Below are 23761 nucleotides of genomic sequence, written 5' to 3'. Positions count from 1 at the left end.
GATCGACCCTGACCTAGCATCGGGTGGTGACAGTCACCGTGCCGGCCGGCGGCCCGCAGGAGGCTCTCCTGCGGCGGGTGATCGCGTACTTCGCCGTCAACGGCGTCGGCGACACCAGCCTGCGTACGCTCGCGGCGGAGATCGGCACCAGCCATCGGATGCTGATCTACCATTTCGGCTCCCGCGAGGGGCTGCTCACCGCGATGGTCGAGGCCGTCTGGCGGGCCCAGCAGGAGTTGCTCGAATCGCTGCTGCAGGAGGCGGTTGACGACCCCTACGACGGTGCCTGGCGTTTCTGGGTCCGGCTCGCCGACGACCGGGCGTTCGCGCCGCTGTTCTTCGAGATGTCGGCGGCGGCGATGCAGGGGCACGCGTGGGCCAGTGCGTTGCGCACCTGGATCACCGTCTGGACCGACCGGCTCGGCTCGTTCTTCGAGGGGGTGGGGCACCCGCCAGCGCAGGCACGGACCCAGGCGCGGATGGCGATGGCGATGACCCGGGGCGTCCTGTTCGAGTTGGCGCTCACCGGCGACCGGGCGACAGCCGACGCCACCATGGCGGCCTTTCTGGATTCCACGCGGCCGACCAGCCGAGCGGGTGACGCTCCGCAACGGCGGTGACCCGGCGGCGCGTGCGGTGCGTCCGGGCCAGCGGGCGGGGCTCAGGGGCGCGGGCCGCGCACCTCGGTCGTGACGAACCGGACGAGCTCCGCCGCGAGCCGCCGGGGCTGGTCCTCGGGCACCAGGGTGTAGCTGTCGTCGATCTCGACCAGCCGGCCCCGGGGAAACAGCGCCGCCAGCCGGGGCCCGTGCGACGGGGGCATGAGCTTGTCCTCGCGGGCCCAGGCCACGAGGACCGGGCGGTCGAATGACGCCAGCCGGCTCGGCAGGGCCCGCAGTTCCGCCTTTGACGGAGTGGACAGCGCGAAGGTGCGCAGGTCCCGTCGGATCGCCCGGTCCTGCTGCGCCGGTCGGAACCAGGCGTCCATCACCTCGCCGGGGATCGGGTACTTGCTCATCCATCCCCAGGCGCCGGGGGCACGCCGGAACCAGCCGAACCGTTGAAGTTGCATCGACAGCCACAGCACACCGGGAACTCGCGCGCTCATCGCCACCGCCTTGCCCGGCTTTCCGGGCGGGAAGTTGCCGAACGCCTCGCAGGCGACCAGCGCCAGACCGGCGATCCGGTCGGTCGGACCGTCGGCCACGAGGAACTGGACGCCACCCCAGTCGTTGGCGACCAGGGTCACCTCGCGCAGGTCCAGTGCGTCGAGCAGTTCCCCCACGAGCGCGGCGACGCCCCGGTGGGTGACCAGTTCCGGCCGATCCATCGGTCGCCGGTGGCTGCCGAGCGGCAGGGTAGGGCAGATACAGCGCACCGTCGGAGCGACTTCGGCGACCACCCGACGCCACAGGCTCGCGTCCATGTTCACACCGTGCAGCAGCACCAGGACCGGCCCGTCACCGCCGGTGTCGGTGTAGTCGATCGTCCCTGCGGTCAGGCTGATGGTCGGCATCGACGTCCCTCCCGTCCATCGACCGCACCTACGCGGCACGGTGCATGTACCGAATGGTACATGCAGTTGTCTGTCGGCCATGCCCGGTCTGTGTGCCGCAGGGGCGACGCGCGCCTGTGTACGAGGTCTGCCACGCCTTAGGGGGATACGGGAGTATTACTCGTACTCATCCGGATCGGTGTCATTACGTTCTGTCACAGGCGACCGTTGCGGCGGCTAGAGAGGACCGATCATGCGAGTGCCCAGCCGAAGCCCGGGACACCGACCCGGTCTCCCCGTCACCCCGGCCCGTCGACGCCCACCGGGCACCGTGCGCCCGCTCACCGCGGCCCCGCCCGACCTGGTGGCCTACCGCGACGCCGTGGCCGAACTGCTGGTCGAGGTGAGCGCCCTCGCCGGGGTGGGTAGCGCGAAGGCTCGACAGGTGCTGATCGACCAGCGGCTCCGGGAACCGGCCATCATGCAGGTACTCGACGCCACCTCCCAGGGTCTGATCGGAGCCCGCGAGACGCTGCTGCTGGAGATGGCCCGGTACCAGCCGAACGAACGCAGTTCCGCCGCTGACCTGGCCGCGCTGGTGCGCATCTACCTGCTGTCCCGCATCGACGTGATGTGGTGGCGCGACGCCGCCACGTTCCTCACCGACGCGGAGGTCAACCACAGCGCCGAACTGGTCGACCTGGAGTGGCTGCGGCGGCGAGGGCTGCTGCGCTTCCAGTACACCGAGCAGCCCCGCACGGTCGTCGGCCGGGGCGTACGCGCGCTGCGCCGCCGGATGCTGCCCGACGCCACCCCGCATACCGCCGGGTTGCTGTTCCGCCGGGCCCGCCGTGAGGTGATCGCCCTGCTCAACGACATCGGTCGCGAGTTCGCCGCCGCCACCCCGGCGGGCACCCCGCCACTGTGGGTGACCAGCCTGGTCCGCAGCGCCGAACACCAGTACCGGTTGCGGCGCCTCGGGTACGCCGCGATGGTGCCCAGCGGCCACTGCCTGGGCTGGGCGGTGGACGTGGAGATGGCCTGGTACCGCCGCTTCGGGGTCCGGGACACGCTGGCCGGGCTGCTGCTGAGCCGGCAGCGGGCAGGCGAGATCAACGTGGTGGACGAGGGTCAGGCGTGGCACATCTGCCTCGCGCCGTCCGCGACGCTGCGGCTGCGCCGGGCGTACGAAGCCGAAATGGGGATCTGACCATGTGCGGGATCATGCTCAGCATCGGCCCGGAGGCGGACCCGGCGATCTTCCGGCGGATGCTCGGCACACTCGCGCCACGGGGCGAGGTGACCGAGACCCGGCACGAGAACGGTCTGCTCGCCGGAACCCGGCGGCTGCGGGTGGTGGACCGCGAGCGCGCGGTGCAGCCCTGGGTCTCCGCCGACGAGCGCTGGCTGCTCTGCTACAACGGCGAGGTCTTCAACCACCACGAACTGCGGGCCGAGCTGACCGCCCTCGGCCACCGGTTCCGCAGCGCCAGCGACACCGAGGTGGTGCTCGCCGCGTTCGAGCACTGGGGCGAGCAGGTGGTGACCCGGTTGCGTGGCGAGTACGCCTTCGTCGTGGTGGAGCGGGCCACCGGGCGCGCGTACCTGGCCCGGGACCCGCTCGGCGTGAAGCCCCTGTACTGGGCGCGGACGCCGGGATGCCTGCACCTCGCCAGCGAGGTCAAGGCGCTGGTCCGGTTGGGCGCGCCGGTGGCCGAGGTGCCGCCGGGGCACCACGGTTGGGCCGACGTCGACGGCCGCCCCCAGCTGCGGCCGTACGTGGACCTGCTCGCCCTTGGTGCGGGCCGGCCGGTGGTGGCGGACCCGGACGAGGCCGCCCTGCTCGTCCGTGCCGCCCTCACCGACAGCCTCCGGGTGCGGTTGGACACCGACCTGACGGTGGGCGTGGTGCTCTCCGGCGGACTGGACAGCTCGCTGGCGCTGCTGCACACGGCTCAGCTGCACCCGGACTGTGTCGCCATCACCGTCGGGGTGCCGGAGAGCCCGGACCTGGCGTACGCCCGGCGGTTGGCCAGGGACCTCGGCGTGGCACACGAGGTGGTGGAGCTGCGCCCGCGCGACATCCGGCTCGCCGACGTACGGGAGGCGATCCGGATCTCCGAGCTGACCGAGTACGGGGACATCATCAACGCGATCGTCTCCGTGCCGATCTTCCGGCGGCTGCGGGAGTTGGGCGTCAAGGTGGTACTCACCGGCGACGGCTCGGACGAACTGTTCGGCGGCTACCCCATGTACCACGAGGTCGGTCCGGAGGCGTCCCGGAGACTCTTCCTGCACAAGATTCGCAACCTGTGCCGGACCGAGCTGCAGCGGGTCGACCGGACCAGCATGGCCTTCGGCGTCGAGGCCCGGGTGCCCTTCCTCGACCTCGCGCTGGTCGAGCTGGCGATGCGGGTGCCGATCGAGTTGAAACTGCGCGACGGCCAGGAGAAGTGGATCGTCCGCCGGGCCTTCGCCGACATGCTGCCCGACTACATCCGGCGCCGGCCGAAGAACCCCATGTCGTACTCCTCCGGGCTGCACGAGCGGGCCCGGTTGTACAAGCCACTCTTCGCCCGCCTGCACCGCTCGTTCGGCTACCACCTGCTGGAGCCGGTTCGCCGCGACTTCGACAGCGTGCTTATGCGTTGTGGCAACGACCTGGACGCCGCGCTCGCCGCCGGCCGGGCGAGACCCGACTACACGGTCCTCGAACACGCCCGCGACCTGGTCGGCGCGGCGAAGTGGAATGCCACCCCGATCATGCGCCGGCTGGTGTCCCCACGCCGCAACCGCGGCGACGAGGCCCCACTGCCCGGCTGAGTCGTTGCCGCTCCCCGGTGGCCCAGGATTGACTCTGACACGGTGTCAGCGCCCACCGTGGAGGAGCCATGTTAACCATCGGAGACTTCGCCAGCCTGGGCCGGGTGTCGGTACGGATGCTGCGGCACTACGACAGCATCGGGCTGCTCCCGCCGGCCGCCGTCGACCCGCACAGCGGCTACCGCTACTACACCGCCGCCCAACTGGGTCGGCTCAACCGGGTGATCGCTCTGAAGGACCTCGGCCTGACCCTGGCCCAGGTGCGGGCGATCCTGGACGAGGCTGTCGATCTGGTCGAGCTGCGGGGCATGCTGCGGCTGCGTCGGGCCCAGTTGGCGGCTCAGTTGGCGGCGGACACCGCCCGCCTGTCCAGCGTCGAAGCGAGGCTCCGCATGATCGAAACGGAGGGTCGGATGACCAGCCAGGATGTCGTGCTCAAGCAGGTGCCGCCGATCCGGGTCGCGGAGCTGAGTGCCGTTGCCCGCAGCTACGACGCCGCGGACATCGGTCCGGTGCTGACGCCGCTCTACCCGGAGCTGTTCCGCCGGCTGGAGGCCGCCGGGGTCAACCCGTCCGGCCCGGCGGTGGCCTGGTACGACCAGGCCGCCGACGGGGAAGGCGTCGTCGTACACGCCGGGGTGGGTATCGAGGGCGGCCGGGCGGCGGCCGGCGGCATCGCCGTGGTGGAACTGCCGGCGATCACGGCGGCGACGACGATCCACCACGGCCCGATGGACACGGCCGACCGGAGCCTGCAGGTGCTGGCTCGGTGGATCGAGGAGAACGACTGGCGCACCGACGGCTACGCTCGCGAGCTCTACGTGGAGTACTGGCCGGAGGAGGCCGACAAGGGGGTCACCGAGTTGCAGCTACCGGTGCGCCGGGTCTGAACTGGACGGCCGGCGGCGGCTGGCCGTAGGCCGGCCGGTGAGCAGCAGGGCACCGACGGCGGCGACGGTGCCGAGCACGCGCCCGGCCACCGGCGACAGTGGAGCCGTGACGACGGCGGCCTGCCGACAGCACCCGGGGTGGATGGTGTCGGCAGGCCGCCGCTGGTGTGGCCCGTTCAGCCGGCGGGCGGGTACGGGTCGTCCCGGTAGGTGTACTCGGTCTCGATCTTCCCGTCGGCCGTGTGCACCACGAGCTGACTGGGCTCGTTGCCGTGTGCCGTCTCGCGTCCGGCCTCGACCGCCCGCTGCTTGGTGTCGTACGTCCCGACGACGGTGTTGCCCTGCTCGACCTTCCAGCCGGCGCCGTCGGGCACCACGTGGTACTCGTTGCGCGTCATCTCACACCCCTTCCTGCGTGACGGACGAGGTACCCGGGACAGGCGGGAGGAAACGCGACAACCGATGCGACTGTCAACGCGATCGGGCCCGGCCACCCCGTACGGGGGCGACCGGGCCGGATCGGTGCGTTGGACCTACCAGCTCAGGTAGCTGGGCTGGGTCTGGACGTTCAACTCGCGGAAGTGGGCCAGCTTGGCCGTCCACGTCCGCCAGTCGTTGAGCGCGAGCACGTCAAGCCCCTTCTGGATGTCGGAGGAGTAGATGTGCCCGTTGTAGTAGTAGGCCGACCAGGAGCCGCCCACGATGAGCTGGCTGTCCGACAGCGGGCCGCGCTCCCAGTAGCCGATCTCCTTCGGCTTGCGGGAGTTGGTGAAGTCCCACACCGAGACGCCGCCCTGGTACCAGGCCTGGACCATGATGTCCTTGCCGAGGACCGGGATGAGCGAGCCGTTGTGGGCCACGCAGTTCTCGGTGTCGCCGTTGGTCCGGGGGATCTTGTAGTAGCTGCGGAACTCCAGCTTGCGCTTGTCGCCCCGACCGGTGATGTCGTAGATGGCGTTGGCGCCGCGCTCCGGGCCCACGGTCTCGTTGCAGGTGGCGCCGCCGCCCCCGCCCAGCTCGTCGGTGAAGACGACCTTGGTGCCGCGGTTGTTGAAGGTGGCCGAGTGCCAGAACGCGAAGTTGGTGGTGTCCCGCACGGTGTGCAGCACCCGCGGCGCCTCCCGCTTGCTGATGTCCAGCAGCACCCCGTCACCCATGCAGGCACCGGCGGCGAGGTCCTTCGTCGGGTACGCGGTGATGTCGTGGCAGCCCGAGGTCGCCGAGCCACCGCTACGACCCTCGTAGCCACCGTCGGGGAAGAGGTTCGGCGTGGCGACGACGGCCGCGTCCGTCGGCTTCTTCAGCGGCACCTTGACGATGCTTATCGAGTCGTGCGGCGGCTGGCAGTCCGGGAAGGCGGCGTTCGGGCTGTACGACGAGACGTACAGGTAGACCGATTTCTTGTCCTTCGCCGGTACCAGCGTGTGGGTGTGCGAGCCGCAGGCCGTCTCGACCGCCTTGATGTACCGCGGGCTGGCCTTGTGCTTGATGTCGAAGATCTTGATGCCCTCCCACGATTCCTTGATCGTGGCGGACTGGGAGGTGCTGCTGCACGAGTCGTCGTTGCGGGACGCGTCCGTCGACAGGAAGAGCAGGTCACCGTAGACGGAGACGTCGTTCTGCGCGCCCGGGCAGAGCACCTGCGAGACGATCTTCGGCTGGCTCGGCTTGGCGACGTCGTAGATGACGAAGCCGTCGTAGTTGCCGACGAAGGCGTACCTGCCCTGGAAGGCGATGTCGGTGCCGAGCGCCGCGGTGGTGTTGAACGGCGCCTGCTTCGGCAGGTTGGCGATCAGTTTGAGGTTGGGGCTGCTGGCGATCTCGTCGACACCGAGCGGTGCCTCGACGGCTGCGGCGGACTCGCTGGCCGCGGCGGAGACGGTCTGCGCGTTGCCGGGTGAGGCAACGGCGATGCTGGCGAGGAGGAGCCCGGTGGCGGCCACACTGACGATACGCAGTTGCCGCCCCCGTGGCAGGGTCAATCCGACCATCGGCGACGCCCTTCGAAAGGGTAGTGACGTTGGCCGTACCCTACTCGCAGATGAGATCCATCGATGTGACCCAGATCACATTTGGCGTCCAATGTGAATGGATACGATCGCAGCTACCTCGACCCGGAGGGGGTGTGGCATGACCGCCCGGCGCGGACAGCTACTCGCCGCCGTCACATCGGTTTCCGTGGCGCTGGCCGTCGGAGCATTCGTCTTGGGGCTCGACCTGACCGTGGAGCAGTTCGCCACCTCCGTCGCCAGCGAGCAGTCCGTCGAGATCGCCCGGATGCGCGACCTGCTGCCGTCCTGACCGGTCCCGCTCCGGAGGCCGGGAACACCTTCGCGTCCGTCGCCGGGATGCCTCGTACGCTGGGTGCACGATGAATGCGATGATCTTCGGCCGGCGGTTGCCCGCGGTCGCCTTCGACGTGGCCCTTGCCGGCCTGGTGGCCCTGGTCAGCGTGGCCGGCGGGCCGGTGCAGCCGGGCGGCTGGTGGTCCACCTCCATCGGTGTCGCGATGGCGCTGGCGCTGCTGTTCCGCCGCGTCCGCCCGGTGGCGGTGACCGTCGTGGTGGCGGTGCTGGCCTTCGCCCAGGTGGCTCTCGGCTGGGCACCGATGCTCTACGACGTGGCGGTCCTGATCGCCCTCTACGGCGTGGTCAAGTACGCCGAGCGGCTACGCGACGGCGCCATCGCCGGAGTGGTGGCCATGATCGGAGCGGTCTTCGCCGCCGTGCGGGATCCGTTGCCGGCCGCCTGGTACTACGCCGCCATCTACTACACCCTGCTGACCGGGGCGGTCTGGCTGGTGGCCCTGAACGTCCGTACCCGCCGGCAGTACGTGCTCAGCCTGGAGGAGCGGGCGGCCACCCTCGAACGGGAGCGGGAGGCCGAGGCGCGGGCGGCGGTGGCGGAGGAACGCACCCGCATCGCCCGCGAACTGCACGACGTCGTGGCGCACAGCATGGCCGTCATGATCGTCCAGGCGGACGGGGCCCGGTACATGATCGACCAGAATCCCGACACCTCCCGGGACGCCCTCAAGATCGTTGCGGACACCGGCCGGCAGGCACTTGAGGACATGCGTCGGCTGGTGGGCGTACTGCGCGAGGCGAACCCGCCGGAACCAGTGCCCACACCGGCCGTACGACCCGTGCCCGACCTGGCCGGGCCCGACCACCGGCGACCCTCGGTGGCCGAGCTGCCCGCCCTGCTCGACCGGTTCCGGGAGGCCGGGTTGCGGGTGCGCTACACGGTCACCGGCAGACCCGTCCCGCTGCCGCCCGCGCTGGAACTGACCGTGCACCGGTTGGCACAGGAGGCGTTGACAAACGTGCTCAAGCACGCCGGGGTGGGAGCGAGCGTGGAGCTCACTCTGGCGCACACCGCCGACGGTGTCGCGCTCGTGGTGGTCGACGACGGTCGCGGTCACGGACCGCTCACCCCGACACCGCCGGGTGGTCACGGGCTGGTCGGCATGCGCGAACGGGTCTCGGTGTACGACGGCACCATCACCGCCGGTGCCCGACTGGCCGGTGGCTGGCAGGTACGGGCGTGGCTGCCGCTGCCGTCGTCCCCGGGCTCGGAGGTGATCGCGGCATGACGATCCGGGTGGTGATCGTGGATGACCAGGCGCTCGTGCGAGCCGGCTTCCGGATGGTGCTGGACTCCCAGCCCGATCTTGAGGTGGTGGGCGAGGCGATCGACGGCGCGGACGCGCTGCGGGTGCTCGACCGCGTCCCGGCGGACGTGGTGGTGATGGACATCCGGATGCCCACCATGGACGGTGTGGAGGCCACCCGGCGGCTCTGCGCCGACCGGCCGGCCGGCGGACCGAGAGTGCTGGTGCTGACCACCTTCGACACCGAAGCGGACGCGTTCGCCGCGCTGCGCGCGGGAGCCAGCGGTTTCCTGCTCAAGAACGTCCCTCCGGAGGAGCTGCTGACCGCGATCCGGGTCGTCGCGGGCGGCGACTCGGTGGTCGCCCCGTCGATCACCCGCCGGCTGCTCGACCGGTTCGCCGGACAGCTCGGCAGCGGACCCACCGAGGACCCCCGGCTGGCCCAGCTCACCGACCGTGAACGGGAGATCCTGCTGCTGGTCGCGCAGGGTCTGGCCAACGCGGAGATCGCCGCCCGGGTACACGTCGCCGAGGCGACGGTGAAGACCCACGTCGGCCGGATCCTGGCCAAGCTCCAGCTCCGCGACCGGGTACAGGCGGTGGTGCTGGCGTACGAGAGCGGCCTGGTCACCCCGGGCGCCGAGGGCCCGCGTACGACCTGAGGCGTACGGGTGTGCCCGGTGCGGGACGACCTGAGGCGTACCGAGGTCGAGCGTCCGGGTTGATCTCGACGGGCCGGTGGTCTCCATAGCGTCGGGGACGTCCGACATCCACCGTCCCACGGAGCAGCACGTGTCGATCGCACCACCCGTCCACGTCACCGCCGGTGTCGCCGTCACCGCCCGGAGCCTGCGCAAGCAGTACGGCACCGGCCAGGCCGCCGTCGTCGCCCTCGACGACCTCGACGTCGACTTCGCCGCCGGCCGCTTCACGGCCATCATGGGCCCCTCCGGCTCCGGCAAGTCGACCCTGATGCACTGCCTGGCCGGCCTGGACCGCCCCACCGCCGGAACGGTACGCGTAGGCGACGCCGAGCTGGGCCGCCTGGACGACCGTCGGCTGACCCTGCTGCGCCGCGACCGGATCGGCTTCGTGTTCCAGAAGTTCAACCTGCTGCCGGCGCTGCGCGCGGCGGAGAACATCACCCTGCCGCTGGACATCGCCGGACGGCGGCCGGACCCGGCCTGGCTGCGGCAGGTGGTCGCGGCGGTCGGACTGACCGACCGGCTGCGGCACCGTCCGGCCGAGCTCTCCGGTGGCCAGCAGCAGCGCGTCGCGGTGGCCCGGGCACTGATCACCAAACCGTGGGTGATCTTCGCCGACGAGCCGACGGGCAACCTGGACTCCCGCGCCGGGGCAGAGGTGCTGCTGTTGCTGCGCGAGGCGGTCGACACCCTCGGGCAGACCGTGGTGATGGTGACCCACGACCCGGTCGCCGCCGCTCACGCCGATCGGGTGGTCTTCCTCGCCGACGGCCGGCTCGTCCGGGAACTGGCCGAGCCGACCGCCGAGCGAGTCCTCGACGTGCTCGGCCGTCTGGACACCGACGGCGCGGCCCCGGTCGGAGGGCGCTGACATGATCCGGCTGACCCTGCGCTCGTTGCGCGCCGAGGCGGCGCGCATGCTGCTGTCCACCCTCGCCGTCGTCCTCGGGGTGGCCTTCATCGCCGGCACGTTGATCTTCGTGGACGGGATGCGGGCCGGCGCCTACGACCGGGCCGGCACCTTCGACCGACCCACCGACATCGGTGTCTACCGGGACGAGGTGATCGACGCGTCCCTGGTCGAGCGGGTGCGCGCGGTCGACGGGGTACGCGCCGCCGAGGGCGAGCTGATCGGCACCGGCGGGCTGGTCGGCTCCGACGGCCGTCCGGTGCTCGGCTACGGGGTCCTCGCCGCGATCCCCACCGATCCCGCCCTCCAGTCGTACGACGTGGTGGCCGGCCGACTGCCCGCCCGCACCGGCGAGCTGGTGCTCGACCAGCGGACCGTCACGGCGCAGGGGTTCGACCTCGGCGCGCCGGTACGCGTCGGCGGCGCCAGCGGCGCGGCCCGCCCGTACACCCTGGTGGGCACGGTCGACGTGGCCGGTACTTCGCGCGACGTCGGTGGTCCGTACATCGGACTGGTGGGTGCCGACGCCCTCGCCGTGACCGACCGCGGCGGCTACGACCGGATCATGGTGGCGGCCGAGGCGGGAACGACCGATCGGTTGCTCGCCGAGCGGATCGCCGAGGCGGTCGGCGCGGACACGACCGTACGCACCCGACCGGAGATCCTCGACGCCGCCGTGGCCGAGGAGGTTCGCGACCTGAGCCAGTTCAACATGGTGCTGCTCACCTTCGCCGGGGTGGCCGTGGTGGTCGCCGCCTTCGTCATCGCCAACACGTTCACAATCGTGCTCGCCCAGCGCACCCGGCGGACCGCGCTGCTGCGCCTGGTCGGTGCCACCCGGGAACAGGTGTTCCGGGCCACGCTGCTGGAGTCGGTCGCGGTCGGGCTCGCCGCCTCGACCATCGGCGTGGGGCTCGGTGCCGGGCTGGCGGCCGGCCTCAACCTGTTGATGGCGCGGCTGGACACCCCGTTGCACGGCGAGCCGACACTCACCGTCGGCACCGTGCTGGGTTGCCTCGCCGCCGGCACCGCCCTCACCGTCGGCGCGGCACTCGTACCGGCCTGGCAGGGCACCCGGGTCGCCCCGGTGGCCGCGTTGACCGACGCCGCCGTCCAGGTCGCCCGCCCTGCCGGCCGGGTACGCCTGGCGTTCGGCGCGATCGTCCTCGCCTGCGGGGTGGCGGCACTGGTCGGCGCGGCCTCGGCGGGGCAGGTCGTGCTGGTGGCCCTGGGTGGGGTGCTCGGCTTCCTCGGCCTAGTCCTGTTCGGTCCGGTGCTGGTGCCGGCGTTGGTGCGGCTGTTCGGCGTCCCGGCCCGCAGGATCTTCGGGAAGACCAGCTCCCTCGCCGTGGCCAACGCGGTCCGCAATCCGCGACGGCTCGCCGCGACCGCCACCGCGCTGGTGATCGGGATCGGCCTGGTCTCCTCCTTCGTGGTGGGCGCGCAGAGCACCAAGGCGGCCATCGAGCGCAGCGTCGACGCCGAGGTGGGCGTGGACTTCGTGGTGACCGGGATCGGGGTGGACCTGCCCGCCGGGGTCGTCGCCGCGCTGGCCGACCGTCCGGAGCTGGGCACGGTGCACGAGTCGCGTACGCACGTGGTCGACGACGTCGAGTTCCGGGCCGCCGCCCCGGAGCTGGTCGGTCACCGGATCGACCGGGTGCTCACCGGGCAGCTCGACCGGTTCGGACCGGGTCGGCTGCTGGTGCATCGGGAGCTGGCCGGGCGGCGCGGTTGGTCGGCGGGGGAGACGGTGACCCTGCACGGACGCCCGTTCGAGGTGGCGGCGGTGGTTGCCGGCACCGGATCCGAGGCGAGCACCGGGCGGGCACCGGAGGGCCACGTCGTCGAACTGGACGACGTCGACTTCACCCGGCTCTTCCCCGACGAGCGGGGCTACCTGGCGGAGGTCGACCCGGCGGCGGGGGTGTCCGCCACTGCGGCCCGGGCCGCGATCGAGGCGGTCCTGGTCGACTACCCGACGGTCAACCTGATGGACCAGGCGGCGTACAAACGGATGCTCACCGGCACCGTGGACATGCTGCTGGCGTTCGTGGTGGCACTGCTCGGCCTGGCGGTGGTGATCGCGTTGGTCGGGGTGGCGAACACACTGAGCCTGTCGGTGGTGGAACGCACCCGGGAGAACGCGGTGCTGCGGGCGGTCGGTCTGACCCGTGGGCGGATGCGGGGCATGCTGGCCGTCGAGGCGCTGCTCACCGCGCTGGTCGGCGCGGTGCTCGGCGTCGCCCTCGGCACCGGGGTCGCCGCCTCGGCGATGGCCATGCTGTCCCGGATCGCCGGCGAGTTCACCCTCGTCGTGCCGTGGGGACAGCTCGGCGGCATCCTCGGGATCGCGGTGCTGGCGGCGCTTGTCGCGTCGGTGCTGCCGGCCCGCCGGGCCCTGGCGCTGCCCGTCGTCGAGGCACTCGCGGACCGCTGATCAGAGGCGTTCCACGGTGGGGCCGGTGCAGCGGTTGCGGGTGTCGAAGACGTATCGGGCATGCCGGACCACAAGGTCGTAGTCGAAGACGTCGTGATCGGTGACCACCACGACACCGTCGGCCTCGCGCAGCTCGCGCTCGGTCAGGCTCACCGTCAGTACCCCGGCGGGCAGGTGGTGCGCCTCGGCGTACGGCTCGACCGCCCGGACCTCGGCACCGAGTTCCCGCAGCCGCCGGGCGACCTCGACGGCCGGCGAGTCGCGCATGTCCCCGGTGTTGCGCTTGTAGGCCAGCCCGAGCAGCAGCAGCCGGGCGTCCTTGACCGCCCGCCCGGAGCGGTTCAGCCCGGCCATCACCCGTTGCGCCACGTGCTCGGGCATCTCGTGGTTGACGTCGTTGGCCAGTTCGATGAACCGGAACTGCCGGCCGAGGCGGCGCTTGACCTGCCAGGAGAGGTAGCAGGGATCGATTGGCAGGCAGTGCCCGCCGACACCGGGCCCGGGCCGGAACGGCATGAATCCGAACGGCTTCGTCTCGGCCGCTTCGATGGCCTGCCACACGTCGATGTCCAACTGGTGCGAGAGCATCGTCAGCTCGTTGACCAGCGCTATGTTGACCTGCCGGAAGGTGTTCTCGATGAGCTTGGTCAGCTCGGCGACCCGGGTCGAGTCCACCGGCACCGTCCGCTCCACCAGGCGCCGGTAGAACGAGTCGACCCGGGTCAGCGCGGCGGCGTCCACCCCGGAAACCACCTTCGGGGTGTTCGCCAGCCGCCAGGTCGGGTTGCCCGGGTCGATGCGCTCGGGGCTATACCCGAGGTGGAAGTCCCCGGGGCTGCGCAACCCGCTGGCCGCCTCCAGCAGCGGTCGGAGCAGTTCCTCGGTGGTGCCGGGATAGGTGGTGGACTCCAGGACCACCGTGCAGCCGGGCCGCAGGTACGGTCCGATCCCGGTACCGGCCTGCTCCACGAAGCTCAGGTCGGGCGTGCCGTCGCGTAGCGGGGTGGGCACCGTTATTACGCAGATGTCGAAGTCCTTGGCATCGGCGTACTCGGTGCTCGGGCGGTACCGACCGGTGGCCAGCGCGCGGCCGAGCCGGTCGGCGGGAATGTCCGACACGAATGACTCGCCCGAGGCGAGTCGCTTGATCCGGTCGGCGTCGACGTCGAGGCCGACCACGTCCAGGCCGGCTTCGACGGCCTGCATGGCCAGCGGCAGACCGACATAACCCTGGCCGACGACGACCAACTTTTCCACGCTCACCCGAACTCCCGAACAGTAGGAGATAACTGCTGGTGAGGAGCCTAGAGCGAGGTGTGATGCCGTACGTCCGTTTCGGGAATTTAGGGGAGGTTGCGGCTGGTGGGGTCAGCCGCCTTCGCCCTCGCCGGTGCCCGGCGGCTCATTGTCTGGCGGTGTGGTGGATGTCGACGACGTGGTGGGTGTCGACGGCGTCGGGCTGCTGGTCGTGCCCGTCGGCTCCGGGTCGGGGCTGGGTGTCGTCGGCTCCGGCGACGCGGGTTCGCTCGACTCGCTGGGTTGCGGCGAGGACGGCTCGGGCGACGGTGAGCCGGTCGGCCGGGTCGTCGAACCGGCCGGACGCAGCGACGGCACCTGCGCCGGTGCGCTCTCCTCCGGGTTTGTTGGTGCCGCTTCCTCGTCGGTGGACTCGACCGTCGGTGCGGTGGTCGGCAGCTTGACCGCCGGGGTGTTGGCCTCCTGCGTGGCGCCGAGGGCCGCGCCGAGCGCCGTCATCCCGACCAGCACGGCGGTGAACGCCCCCACCAGCTTGCCGCGGCGCCGTCGGCCCGGTGGCGGTGCGTCGACCACCGGCAGTCCGGTGCGCGTGTCCGGCCCGGCATCGCGCAGTGCCGTGGCCATCGGGACCACCGTGGTGGGCAGGGAGCCCTCGGAGACCGCGGCCCGTGCCGCTTCCGCCATCGCCGCGCCACTGCCGAACCGGTCGGCCGGGTCCTTGGCCAGGGCTTGGTCGACCAGAACCCGCACCGCTTCCGGGATGTCGTGCGGCAGCTCCGGTGGCGGATCGTCGAGATGCCGGACGGCGACCTGGAGGGGGTTGTCGCCGGTGAACGGTGGACTGCCGGTCAGGCAGCAGTAGGCGACCGCACCGAGCGCGTACAGGTCGGTCGCCCCGGAGACGGGTCGGCCGGCGGCCTGCTCGGGAGCCATGTACAGGGCGGTGCCCGGAACGGCGTTCGTGCTGGTGATGCTCGTTACGTTCGTCGACCGGGCCACGCCGAAGTCGACCAGGACGACCGTGCCGTCCTCCTGCATCAGCAGGTTGCTCGGTTTGACGTCGCGGTGCACGATCCCGCCGACGTGCGCGGCGTGCAACGCCTGGGCCGCCTGTGCCACCACCGACATGGTCACGCCCACGTCCAGGCGGCCCTCGGCCTCGATCCGCTTGGACAGCGGCTGACCGGTGACGAACTCCATGACCAGGTAGTCGGCCCGGCCACCGTTGGGCAGATCATCCTCACCGCAGTCGTAGACCTGCACGATGCCCGGGTGCCGCAGGGCCGCCATGATCCGTGCCTCGGCGCGGAACCGGGCGATGAAATCGGGGTCGGAGACGAGGGCGGGCAGCAGTACCTTGACCGCGACCTGCCGTCCGAGGATCAGGTCGGTCGCCCGCCAGACGTCGCCCATGCCGCCGGTGGCGACACGCTCGTCCAAGCGGTACCGACCGCTGAGTACGACCTCCGAAGACAACACGGCACCACCGTACCCACACCGGGCCCGAACGGCGCGTCGGCGGGTCGGGCCGTGCCGATGGTCGTCCCGGTGTCTCGATCGACGGATCCGTCGGTCGCGGACCGAGAATGCCCTACGGTGACCGTGTCCGCACGGGGTGCCACATTGGCGTCGGTGTCGCTGCGGCGCGCCTGTCCGTAGCGTCGTGGGCCTCCGCCGCGTTACGGCGAACCGCGGTGGGGTGAGTAGACAATTCTCACTGCGGGTGTGCCCGTCACATCTCGTCCGAGGGCGTCCGCGGTCCCGACGCCAGCCCGATCCGACCGAGTTCGACGGGCGCGCGGGTCAGGTTGTGGTCCTCGGCGTTGTCGGCGAGAATCCGCTACCGGGCCGCACGGGCCCGGTTCGGTTCAGGCCAACGGGGGTGGGGTGCGGATCGAGGTCCGGCGCGCGGAGCGGGCCGAGCCGACGCGTGCCGCCGCTTGGTGGGCCTCCCGACAGCGGCCGGTGGGTCGGCGGTGCGACCGTGGCCGGTGAACTGGACCAACTGGTGGCGGCTGCCCGGGCCGGTGACGAGGACGCCTTCCGTCACCTCTACCGCAACCTTCAGCCCGGGCTGCTGCGCTACCTGACCGCCCTGGTCGGACCGGACGCCGAGGACGTCGCGTCGGAGACCTGGTTGCAGGTCGCCCGCGACCTGCCCACCTTCACCGGTGGCGAGTTTCGTGCCTGGGCCGTCACCATCGCCCGGAACCGGGCCATGGACCACCTGCGCCGGCAACGCCGTCGTCCCGCCTTGTCAGTGCCGGTGCAGGAACTCAGCGAGTTGGCCGGAGACGCGGACACCGCCGAGCGGGCGGGCGAGAGCCTCGGTACCGAGGCGGCGCTCGCGATGATCGCCAGCCTGCCGCCCCGGGAGGCCGAGGCGGTCCTGCTGCGCGCCGTGATCGGGCTCGATGCCGAGACCGCCGGGCGGGTGCTCGGCCGTCGGGCCGGTGCCGTGCGTACCGCCGCCCACCGTGGCCTGCGCCGGCTGGCCGTTCTGCTGGACCAGCGGGCGGCGACCACCGCACCGGACGATGTCCCGACCGCGGCTGACACCCGGCCCCGTCAACGCGCCGGCCTGCCGCCCCAGACCGAACCGGTGGACGGCTGACATGCGCGGACTGCGAGTGATGCTGCGCCGGTCGCAGCGCGCCGACCACGAGCGGCTGTTGGACGCCGCCCCTGACGGCCGGCCGACGCGGCCGGCGCCGGGTCCGGCCGGCCCGCTCGGCGACCTGTTGCGGGCCGCCGCCGCTCCGGCCCGGGAGCGGGAACTGGCTGGGGAGGAGGCCGCCGTCGCGGCGTTCCGCGCCGCCCGCCAACCCGGGGCGGCGGCATCGACGCCCCGGCGACGACGGCACCGGTTCACCGTCGGTGCGGTGGCCTGGATCGCCGGGCTGGCGGCCACCGCCACCGCGGGCGTCGCCCTGGCAGCGGTCGGTCTGAATCACACCGGTCCGGTCTCGCCGCCGGTCGTCACCAGCCCGGCCACGCCAGCACCCAGCACCGACGACGGCACCCCCACCGGCGAGGGCACGGCAGCCCCGACCGACGGTCCTACCGGTGGCGTGACCTCCCCACCCGAGCGGGCACCGAGCGCGTCGGTGCGACCGTCGAGCGCATCGGCGACGCCGGGTCCCGAGGCCGGCGGGCACGTCGGCCCCGGCAACTCGGACAACACCACGGACCGTCCTGGTCTGTGTCGGGCCTACCTGGCCAAGTCGGAACGGCAGCGGGAGAAGGCGCTGAAGACGCCCGCCTTCAACGAACTGGTGGTCGCCGCCGGCGGCGCCGAACACGTCGACGAGTACTGCCACGGCCTGCGGGCCGAACCCGACCCGGAGCCGAGCAGGAGCCCGGCCGGCTGAGTCCGCCCGAACACCTCGGGCCGCCCGCGCGGATCGGGCCTCGCTCGCCCGGCAGAATTTGACCGGATCGTGAAATCCGTTCGACGCACGGTTGGCCCCTGCTACACAGATGGTGGCGGAATCGCCCGTGCCGACATCGGGTGAAGCGCCTCGTCAGCCTGCCGCCGAGGGCGACGTGCCGGGGCTGTGGAACCGGTGCGCCAGCACCGTGCGGTTCAGGTTCACAAGGGTTCGATGTCACTGGGGTGGGCTACCGTGGCGGCGGATCCGATCGGGAAGGGAGCCCCGCATGGTGATGTCACCGGAGGTGGACCGGATCCCGGTGCTGCGGGACCGTGCCGCCGCCGCCCGGCACCTCGCCCGGATCTGCTTCAAGACCGGTCCACCCACCCTCACCGGGGTCGAGCTGGAATGGACGGTCCACGACGCCGTCGATCCGGTCCGGCCCGTCGACGCCGCGCGCCTGCGCACGGCACTGGGGCCGTACGGCCCCACCACGCTGGACCCGACCAGCCCGGCCCTGCGCCTGCTCCAGGGCAGCGCGATCACGGTCGAGCCCGGCGGGCAGCTGGAGATCTCCACCCCACCGCGAGCCTGCGTCGCCGCGCTGATCGAGGCTACCCAGTCCGACGTGGCGCAGGCCACCAGACTGTTGGACGCCGCCGGCCTGACTCTCGGCCGGTCCGGCATCGACCCACACCGACACCCCCGGCCGGTGATCGACACCCCCCGCTACCGCGCCATGCGCCAGGTCTTCGACCGTCGCGGGCCCGACGGGCGGACGATGATGTACAGCACCGCCGGCCTCCAGATCTGTCTCGACGCCGGGCAGCCCGACCAGTTGCCGGTCCGCTGGCAACTGGTACACGCGGTCGGGCCGTCGCTGCTCGCCGCCTTCGCCACCGCCGCCCGGCACGCCGGCCACGACACCGGTTGGGCGTCGGCCCGGATGGGCGCGTGGTGGCGCATCGATCCCGCCCGCACCGCCCCGGTCTGGACGCCCGCCCGGGCCGACCCGGATCCGGTCGCCGCCTGGACGGCGTACGTGCTGGCCGCGCCGCTGCTCTGCGTCCGCGGGGACGGTCCGGACTGGACAGCTCCGCCGGATGTGACGTTCGCCGACTGGATCGACGGGGCGCTGCACCGACCGCCCCGCGTCGACGACCTGGAATACCACGTCAGCACGCTCTTTCCACCGGTACGTCCACGCGGCTACCTGGAGATCCGCTACCTCGACGCCCAACCGGGGCGGGGCTGGATCCTGCCGTTGGCGGTGCTCAGCGCGCTGCTCAGCGGCCCCGACACGATCGTCGAGGCGATGGAGGTGACCGCGCCCGCCGCCGACGGCTGGCACCGCGCCGCGCGGTACGGCCTGCGTGACGCCACCCTGGCCCGCGCCGCCGCGGGTCTGCTCGACCTGGCCCGGACCGCACTGCCGCGGCTGGAGCTGCCGCCGGCCCTGCACCGGGAGATCGACCACGGATTACGACGGCGGCGTGACGCCGCGGAGAGGAGTCAGCGGTGACCGACACCGGCATCGACCGCGACGCCGAGGGGTTGCGCGGCCGGATCGCGGCGGAACTGGCGCGTACCCGCGCCCGCACCGCCCTGTTGACCGAAGCGGTGGACGACGCCGACCTGATGCGCCAGCACTCACCGTTGATGTCCCCGCTGGTGTGGGACCTCGCGCACGTGGGCAACCAGGAGGAGCTCTGGCTGGTGCGCGACGTCGGCGGGCGGGAACCGGTCCGGTGCGACATCGACGACCTGTACGACGCGTTCAAGCAGCCGCGTCGGGACCGCCCGTCGTTGCCGCTGCTGCCGCCTCCGGAGGCCCGGTCGTACGTGGCCACGGTCCGGGAGAAGGTGTACGACCTGCTGGACCGCGTCACCTTCGACAGTGGTCGGCTGGTCGCCGACGGCTTCGCCTTCGGCATGATCGTGCAGCACGAGCAGCAGCACGACGAGACGATGCTCGCCACCCACCAGTTGCGTTCCGGCGCCGCAGCGCTGCACGCGCCGCCGCCACCGGAGCCGACCGTACGGGTGCCCGCCGAGGTGCTGGTGCCGGCCGGCCCGTTCGTGATGGGCACCGACACGGACCCGTGGGCTCTGGACAACGAGCGCCCCGCCCACCGGGTGGACCTGCCCGCGTACGTCATCGACGCCGCACCGGTGACCAACGGTGCGTACCGCGCGTTCATCGCCGACGGGGGTTACGACGACCCGCGCTGGTGGACCGAGGTGGGCTGGCAGCACCGCCAGCAGGCCGGGCTCAGCGCGCCGATGCACTGGCGGCGGGACGGAGACGGCTGGGCCTACCTGCGGTTCGGCAGTTGGGACCGGGTCCGCGACGACGAGCCGGTGGTGCACGTCTGCTTCCACGAGGCGCAGGCGTACGCCACCTGGGCGGGTAAGCGGCTACCCACCGAGGCGGAGTGGGAGAAGGCCGCCCGGTGGGATCCGGTGACCGGCCGGTCCCGGCGCTACCCGTGGGGCGACGGTGACCCCACGGCGGCCCACGCCAACCTGGGCCAACGGCACCTGTCGCCGGCACCGGTGGGCGCCTACCCGGCAGGTGTCTCGCCGCTCGGGGTGCATCAACTCATCGGCGACGTGTGGGAGTGGACCTCCACCCCCTTCCGGGGCTACCCGGGCTTCGCCGCCTTTCCCTATCGGGAGTACTCCGAGGTTTTCTTCGGCGACGACTACCAGGTCCTGCGGGGCGGTTCGTTCGGTACCGACCAGGCGGCCTGCCGCGGCACGTTCCGCAACTGGGACTATCCCATCCGTCGACAGATCTTCAGCGGCTTCCGCTGCGCCCGGGACGCCCGACCGGACGAGGCGCACCGGTGACGGTCGGGAAGCCGGTCGTCTGATGTGCCGACACCTGGCCTACCTGGGGCCACCGGTGACCCTGCGGGAGCTGCTGTTCGACCCACCGCATTCGCTGCTACGCCAGTCCTGGGCCCCGCGCGACATGCGTGGCGGCGGGACCATCAACGCCGACGGTTTCGGCGTCGGGTGGTATCCGGACGGCGAAGCGCCGGTGCGGTACCGGAGGGCGCAGCCCATCTGGAGCGACCCGACCATCGCCGAGCTGGCGGCGGTCACCTCCGCCGGCGCGGTGCTGGCCGCCGTCCGCTCGGCCACGGTCGGCATGGCGATCGTCGACACCGCCGCCGCGCCCTTCGCCGAGGGGCGGTGGCTGTTCAGCCACAACGGCGTGGTGCGGGGCTGGCCCGACTCGATGGTCCCGCTCGCCGCCGAGCTGCCCGTGCGGGACCTGCTCACCCTCGACGCGACGACCGACTCGGCACTGCTGTGGGCACTGGTCCGCAACCGGTTGCGCGCCGGTGTCGCGCCGGCACGGGCGGTCGCCGAGACGGTGACCTCGGTGGCCGCGGCGGCACCCGGCTCCCGGCTCAACATGCTGCTCACCGACGGGCACACGGTGGTGGCCAGCGCGGCCGGGCACGCCTTGTCACTGCGTGTCACGCCCGCGTCGGTGCTGCTGGCCTCCGAACCGCACGACGACGGACCGGGCTGGCGTGTGGTGTCCGACGGGCAGCTCGTGCAGGCCACGGCGACCGATCTGCGCCAGCAGGAGGTGGCGGCGTGGTGAGGCGTCCGGGCGGGGGACCACCGAGAAGACACCGGGCCGCACGGACCTGTCAGACACGACGGAAGGGGACCGCAGATGGGTGCTGAGCCGCTCGAGATCCACCTCGACGACCGGGACATCAGCCGCAGCCTGCGGCGGGATGTCCGGATCGGGCTGACCGCCACGGAGAAGTGGCTGCCGCCGAAGTGGTTCTACGACTCCCGGGGCAGCGAACTCTTCGACGAGATCACCCGCCTGCCCGAGTACTACCCGACGCGGGCCGAGCGTGCCGTCCTGGCGGCGCAGGCGACGGAGATCGCCGAGTTGACCGGCGCGAAGACCCTCATCGAGCTGGGTTCCGGTTCCTCGGAGAAGACCCGCCTGCTGCTGGACGCCTTCACCCAGCGCGGCGGCCTCGGCACGTTCGTGCCGCTGGACGTCTCGGTCAGCGCGCTGGCCGGGTCCACCGCCGCCCTCGCCGCCGACTACCCGGGGCTGCGGGTGCGCGGCATCGTCGGGGACTTCACCCGCCACCTGGATCACCTGCCGACCGGCGGGCGGCGGCTGGTCATCTTCCTCGGTGGCACCATCGGCAACCTGCTGCCGGACGAACGGGCGGAGTTCGTCGCCGGGATGCGGGCCGCGCTGGAGGCGGGCGACTGGCTGCTGGTCGGTACCGACCTGGTCAAGGATCCGGCGGTGATCGTGCCCGCGTACGACGACGCGGCAGGGGTGACCGCGGAGTTCAACCGTAACGTGTTGCGGGTGCTCAACCGCGAACTCGACGCCGACTTCGACCCGGCGGGGTTCGCCCATGTCGCGCTCTGGAACCCGGAACAGGAGTGGATCGAGATGCGGCTGCGGGCGGAGCGATCCATGCGGGTGACGGTGCTCGACCTGGACGTCGCCTTCGCCGCCGGTGAGGACCTGCGGACCGAGGTGTCGGCGAAGTTCCGCCCCGAGGGGATCTCGGGCGAACTGGCCGCCGCGGGTTTCCGTGCCGAGCGGTTCTGGACCGACCCGGACGACCTGTTCGGGGTGACGCTCGCACGCGCCGAATGAGCGCTGCCCACCGGCCGAGCTGATTGGGTCGTCACCGGGGTCCGACGCCGCCACGGCGGACCCCGGTGATCCGGGGAAGGAGGATCGGTTAGGCTGGGCGCAGCGAAGGGGAGTAGCCCATAACGTCGTGGTCGACATACTGGTGCGTCACGCATCCGGCCACCCGGCCTCGCTCCGGCGAGGCGGGCGAGACCTTCGACCCAGGCTGTTGCGGCCGGGTCGAGGGCGTCCCCACACCTTCTCCCGGCCTGATCCGGGAAGGACATCATGGACGGGTTCCTCGCCGCGCTGGTGGTCAGCTTCGGCGTCATCTTCGTCGCCGAGCTGGGAGACAAGTCTCAGCTCATGGCGCTGGCCTTCGCCACCAGGTACCGCACGATGCCGGTGCTGATCGGCATCACCGTGGCCACCACGGTGGTGCACCTCGCGTCCGTGGCGATCGGCCACGGCCTCGGCGCGACCCTGCCCACCGGCTGGATCTCGCTGCTGGCGGGTCTGGCCTTTCTCGGCTTCGGCGCGTGGACGCTGCGGGGCGACCGGCTCACCGAGGACGACGAGCGCCGCGCCGCCCGCGGTGGCAGATCCGCCGTGATCACCGTCGGCGTCGCCTTCTTCCTCGCCGAACTGGGTGACAAGACGATGCTCGCGACCATCACGCTGGCCACCCAGTACGGCTGGTTCGGCACCTGGATCGGTTCGACGATCGGCATGGTCGCGGCGGATGCGCTGGCGATCGTCGCCGGCCGACTGCTCGGCCGGAAACTGCCGGAACGAACCATCAGGTACGGCGCCGCAACGCTCTTCGCCATCAGCGGTGTCTGGCTGATCGTCGACGCGGTGACCCAGTTGCGCTGACCGTCGTCGTCGCCTGCCCGGCGACCGCGCTGACCGGTTCGACGTCGTTTACCCGGCGCCGACTACCCGGATGCAGGCCGGGTAAGGCGCCGGGGTGGACGTCGAGGTGATCCTCCAGCGGGGCCACCAACTGCTGGTGACCGCGGTGGAACTCGTCGGCGCGTTCGTCATCGTCGTCGGTGCGACTCTGGCCGCGCTGCGGTTCGTGATCGACGGGCTGCGCCACCGCGACGCCGCCGTGTTCACCCGGATCCGGCTGTCCCTGGGGCGTTTCCTCACCCTCGGCCTGGAGTTCCAGCTGGCGGCGGACATCCTGCGTACCGCGCTGTCGCCGACCTTCGCGCAGATCGGCCAGCTGGCCGCCATCGCCGCCATCCGGACGGTGCTGAACTACGTGCTGGGTCGCGAGATCGAACACGAGCAGCGGCAGGTCGACAATCGATGAGGATGCTGCTGTCCGCCGTCATCACGGCGCTCGGTGTGCTCGCGGCGGCGGTGGCGCTGCTGACCACCGGTTCGCGCACGACGGCCCTGGGGGTGCTGCTCGACATGCTGCTCGCCGCCGGCTTGCTGCGGCTGACCGGGGAGCAGTCCTGGATGGAGATCGTCGTACTGGTGGCGATCGTGGCGCTGCGTCTGCTGGTGCGTACCGCGCTGACCGCGGATTTCCGGCGGCGGTCGAGAGATGCGAAACGCCCGGCCGAGCGGGTCGGCCGGGCGTTTCCCAGGTGAGTGAG

The 23761-nt window shown here is 71.8% G+C and carries 23 protein-coding genes; 18 read left to right on the top strand and 5 right to left on the bottom strand.

From position 1 onward, the window contains the following. Positions 1 to 26: 26 nt before the first annotated feature. Entirely contained in the window at positions 27 to 620 is a 594-nt protein-coding gene (locus tag AB0J93_RS08925; protein WP_363919721.1) for a TetR family transcriptional regulator, read from the top strand. A 41-nt stretch (positions 621 to 661) separates the two neighbouring features. Here the strand turns inward: AB0J93_RS08925 and AB0J93_RS08920 are convergent, their stop codons facing one another. Next, the gene (locus AB0J93_RS08920) at positions 662 to 1516 is read right to left on the bottom strand and encodes an alpha/beta hydrolase (RefSeq protein WP_363919719.1); all 855 of its coding nucleotides are present in this window, start codon (positions 1514 to 1516) and stop codon (positions 662 to 664) included. 232 nt (positions 1517 to 1748) lie between these two features. Here AB0J93_RS08920 and AB0J93_RS08915 point away from each other — a divergent pair, with 232 nt between their 5' ends. The 3 genes from AB0J93_RS08915 to AB0J93_RS08905 all read left to right on the top strand — a co-directional run bounded on the left by AB0J93_RS08915 (position 1749) and on the right by AB0J93_RS08905 (position 5208). Continuing rightward, on the top strand, positions 1749 to 2705 hold the full coding sequence (locus tag AB0J93_RS08915) for a DUF5715 family protein (protein WP_363919717.1): 957 nt from the start codon (positions 1749 to 1751) through the stop codon (positions 2703 to 2705). A 2-nt stretch (positions 2706 to 2707) separates the two neighbouring features. After that, entirely contained in the window at positions 2708 to 4318 is a 1611-nt protein-coding gene (locus tag AB0J93_RS08910; RefSeq protein WP_363919715.1) for an asparagine synthase-related protein, read from the top strand. Positions 4319 to 4386: 68 nt separating this feature from the next. After that, entirely contained in the window at positions 4387 to 5208 is an 822-nt protein-coding gene (locus AB0J93_RS08905; RefSeq protein ID WP_363919713.1) for a MerR family transcriptional regulator, read from the top strand. A 176-nt stretch (positions 5209 to 5384) separates the two neighbouring features. Here AB0J93_RS08905 and AB0J93_RS08900 read toward each other — a convergent pair whose 3' ends face one another. Further along, positions 5385 to 5606: a DUF2188 domain-containing protein gene (locus AB0J93_RS08900; protein WP_363919711.1), complete on the bottom strand. Its 222-nt coding sequence runs from the start codon at positions 5604 to 5606 to the stop codon at positions 5385 to 5387. 135 nt (positions 5607 to 5741) lie between these two features. After that, complete coding sequence (locus AB0J93_RS08895) at positions 5742 to 7199, bottom strand: hypothetical protein (RefSeq protein WP_363919709.1); 1458 nt, start codon at positions 7197 to 7199, stop codon at positions 5742 to 5744. 139 nt (positions 7200 to 7338) lie between these two features. Here AB0J93_RS08895 and AB0J93_RS08890 point away from each other — a divergent pair, with 139 nt between their 5' ends. From AB0J93_RS08890 to AB0J93_RS08870, 5 genes are all read left to right on the top strand, one after another. Next, positions 7339 to 7509, top strand: a complete 171-nt coding sequence (locus AB0J93_RS08890; RefSeq protein ID WP_363919707.1) for a hypothetical protein — start codon at positions 7339 to 7341, stop codon at positions 7507 to 7509. A gap of 70 nt (positions 7510 to 7579) precedes the next feature. Beyond that, the gene (locus AB0J93_RS08885) at positions 7580 to 8803 is read left to right on the top strand and encodes a histidine kinase (protein ID WP_363919705.1); all 1224 of its coding nucleotides are present in this window, start codon (positions 7580 to 7582) and stop codon (positions 8801 to 8803) included. After that, positions 8800 to 9483 carry a response regulator transcription factor gene (locus AB0J93_RS08880; protein ID WP_363919703.1) on the top strand — a complete coding sequence of 228 codons (684 nt, stop codon included), beginning with the start codon at positions 8800 to 8802 and terminating at the stop codon, positions 9481 to 9483. Before AB0J93_RS08885 ends, AB0J93_RS08880 begins: the two co-directional genes overlap by 4 nt. Before the next feature lie 130 nt (positions 9484 to 9613). Further along, positions 9614 to 10396, top strand: coding sequence for an ABC transporter ATP-binding protein (locus AB0J93_RS08875; RefSeq protein ID WP_363919701.1), 783 nt, complete (start codon positions 9614 to 9616; stop codon positions 10394 to 10396). Between the two features lies 1 nt (position 10397). Then, a complete protein-coding gene (locus tag AB0J93_RS08870) occupies positions 10398 to 12875 on the top strand; it encodes an ABC transporter permease (RefSeq protein WP_363919699.1) in 2478 nt (825 codons plus the stop codon). Here the strand turns inward: AB0J93_RS08870 and AB0J93_RS08865 are convergent, their stop codons facing one another. Both AB0J93_RS08865 and AB0J93_RS08860 read right to left on the bottom strand, forming a co-directional pair. Then, on the bottom strand, positions 12876 to 14138 hold the full coding sequence (locus AB0J93_RS08865; RefSeq protein WP_363919697.1) for a nucleotide sugar dehydrogenase: 1263 nt from the start codon (positions 14136 to 14138) through the stop codon (positions 12876 to 12878). A gap of 105 nt (positions 14139 to 14243) precedes the next feature. Then, positions 14244 to 15611: a protein kinase gene (locus AB0J93_RS08860; protein WP_363919695.1), complete on the bottom strand. Its 1368-nt coding sequence runs from the start codon at positions 15609 to 15611 to the stop codon at positions 14244 to 14246. A gap of 505 nt (positions 15612 to 16116) precedes the next feature. Here AB0J93_RS08860 and AB0J93_RS08855 point away from each other — a divergent pair. The 9 genes from AB0J93_RS08855 to AB0J93_RS08815 all read left to right on the top strand — a co-directional run bounded on the left by AB0J93_RS08855 (position 16117) and on the right by AB0J93_RS08815 (position 23756). After that, positions 16117 to 16746, top strand: coding sequence for an RNA polymerase sigma factor (locus AB0J93_RS08855; RefSeq protein ID WP_363919693.1), 630 nt, complete (start codon positions 16117 to 16119; stop codon positions 16744 to 16746). A 1-nt stretch (position 16747) separates the two neighbouring features. Further along, positions 16748 to 17503: a hypothetical protein gene (locus tag AB0J93_RS08850; protein ID WP_363919691.1), complete on the top strand. Its 756-nt coding sequence runs from the start codon at positions 16748 to 16750 to the stop codon at positions 17501 to 17503. 289 nt (positions 17504 to 17792) lie between these two features. After that, positions 17793 to 19028, top strand: a complete 1236-nt coding sequence (egtA, locus tag AB0J93_RS08845; RefSeq protein ID WP_363919689.1) for an ergothioneine biosynthesis glutamate--cysteine ligase EgtA — start codon at positions 17793 to 17795, stop codon at positions 19026 to 19028. Further along, positions 19025 to 20359 carry an ergothioneine biosynthesis protein EgtB gene (egtB, locus tag AB0J93_RS08840; RefSeq protein ID WP_363919687.1) on the top strand — a complete coding sequence of 445 codons (1335 nt, stop codon included), beginning with the start codon at positions 19025 to 19027 and terminating at the stop codon, positions 20357 to 20359. Before egtA ends, egtB begins: the two co-directional genes overlap by 4 nt. Positions 20360 to 20381: 22 nt before the next feature. Beyond that, a complete protein-coding gene (egtC, locus tag AB0J93_RS08835; protein WP_363919685.1) occupies positions 20382 to 21128 on the top strand; it encodes an ergothioneine biosynthesis protein EgtC in 747 nt (248 codons plus the stop codon). 75 nt (positions 21129 to 21203) lie between these two features. Next, positions 21204 to 22169 (top strand): L-histidine N(alpha)-methyltransferase, encoded by a 966-nt coding sequence (gene egtD / locus AB0J93_RS08830; protein ID WP_363919683.1) that lies wholly within the window; start codon positions 21204 to 21206, stop codon positions 22167 to 22169. Between the two features lie 267 nt (positions 22170 to 22436). Continuing rightward, on the top strand, positions 22437 to 23024 hold the full coding sequence (locus AB0J93_RS08825; protein WP_363919681.1) for a TMEM165/GDT1 family protein: 588 nt from the start codon (positions 22437 to 22439) through the stop codon (positions 23022 to 23024). 94 nt (positions 23025 to 23118) lie between these two features. Next, positions 23119 to 23469 carry a DUF1622 domain-containing protein gene (locus tag AB0J93_RS08820; protein WP_363919679.1) on the top strand — a complete coding sequence of 117 codons (351 nt, stop codon included), beginning with the start codon at positions 23119 to 23121 and terminating at the stop codon, positions 23467 to 23469. Beyond that, on the top strand, positions 23466 to 23756 hold the full coding sequence (locus AB0J93_RS08815) for a hypothetical protein (protein WP_363919677.1): 291 nt from the start codon (positions 23466 to 23468) through the stop codon (positions 23754 to 23756). Before AB0J93_RS08820 ends, AB0J93_RS08815 begins: the two co-directional genes overlap by 4 nt. Positions 23757 to 23761: the final 5 nt, after the last annotated feature.

The organism is Micromonospora sp. NPDC049374, from assembly GCF_040677165.1.
Lineage (GTDB): Bacteria > Actinomycetota > Actinomycetes > Mycobacteriales > Micromonosporaceae > Micromonospora.
The sequence above is the reverse complement of the archived record's forward strand: the minus strand, read 5'-3'. Positions and strand labels throughout refer to the sequence as shown.

Bases quoted from the DNA above. Each gene is read 5' to 3' on its own strand.
- AB0J93_RS08815 (WP_363919677.1), top strand. From the start codon at position 23,466: ATGAGGATGCTGCTGTCCGCCGTCATCACGGCGCTCGGTGTGCTCGCG.
- AB0J93_RS08870 (WP_363919699.1), top strand. From the start codon at position 10,398: ATGATCCGGCTGACCCTGCGCTCGTTGCGCGCCGAGGCGGCGCGCATG.
- AB0J93_RS08880 (WP_363919703.1), top strand. From the start codon at position 8,800: ATGACGATCCGGGTGGTGATCGTGGATGACCAGGCGCTCGTGCGAGCC.
- egtD (WP_363919683.1), top strand. From the start codon at position 21,204: ATGGGTGCTGAGCCGCTCGAGATCCACCTCGACGACCGGGACATCAGC.
- AB0J93_RS08900 (WP_363919711.1), bottom strand. From the start codon at position 5,606: ATGACGCGCAACGAGTACCACGTGGTGCCCGACGGCGCCGGCTGGAAG.
- egtA (WP_363919689.1), top strand. From the start codon at position 17,793: ATGGTGATGTCACCGGAGGTGGACCGGATCCCGGTGCTGCGGGACCGT.
- AB0J93_RS08885 (WP_363919705.1), top strand. From the start codon at position 7,580: ATGAATGCGATGATCTTCGGCCGGCGGTTGCCCGCGGTCGCCTTCGAC.
- AB0J93_RS08890 (WP_363919707.1), top strand. From the start codon at position 7,339: ATGACCGCCCGGCGCGGACAGCTACTCGCCGCCGTCACATCGGTTTCC.
- egtC (WP_363919685.1), top strand. From the start codon at position 20,382: ATGTGCCGACACCTGGCCTACCTGGGGCCACCGGTGACCCTGCGGGAG.
- AB0J93_RS08910 (WP_363919715.1), top strand. From the start codon at position 2,708: ATGTGCGGGATCATGCTCAGCATCGGCCCGGAGGCGGACCCGGCGATC.
- AB0J93_RS08895 (WP_363919709.1), bottom strand. From the start codon at position 7,199: ATGGTCGGATTGACCCTGCCACGGGGGCGGCAACTGCGTATCGTCAGT.
- AB0J93_RS08920 (WP_363919719.1), bottom strand. From the start codon at position 1,516: ATGCCGACCATCAGCCTGACCGCAGGGACGATCGACTACACCGACACC.
- AB0J93_RS08905 (WP_363919713.1), top strand. From the start codon at position 4,387: ATGTTAACCATCGGAGACTTCGCCAGCCTGGGCCGGGTGTCGGTACGG.
- AB0J93_RS08825 (WP_363919681.1), top strand. From the start codon at position 22,437: ATGGACGGGTTCCTCGCCGCGCTGGTGGTCAGCTTCGGCGTCATCTTC.
- AB0J93_RS08915 (WP_363919717.1), top strand. From the start codon at position 1,749: ATGCGAGTGCCCAGCCGAAGCCCGGGACACCGACCCGGTCTCCCCGTC.
- AB0J93_RS08850 (WP_363919691.1), top strand. From the start codon at position 16,748: ATGCGCGGACTGCGAGTGATGCTGCGCCGGTCGCAGCGCGCCGACCAC.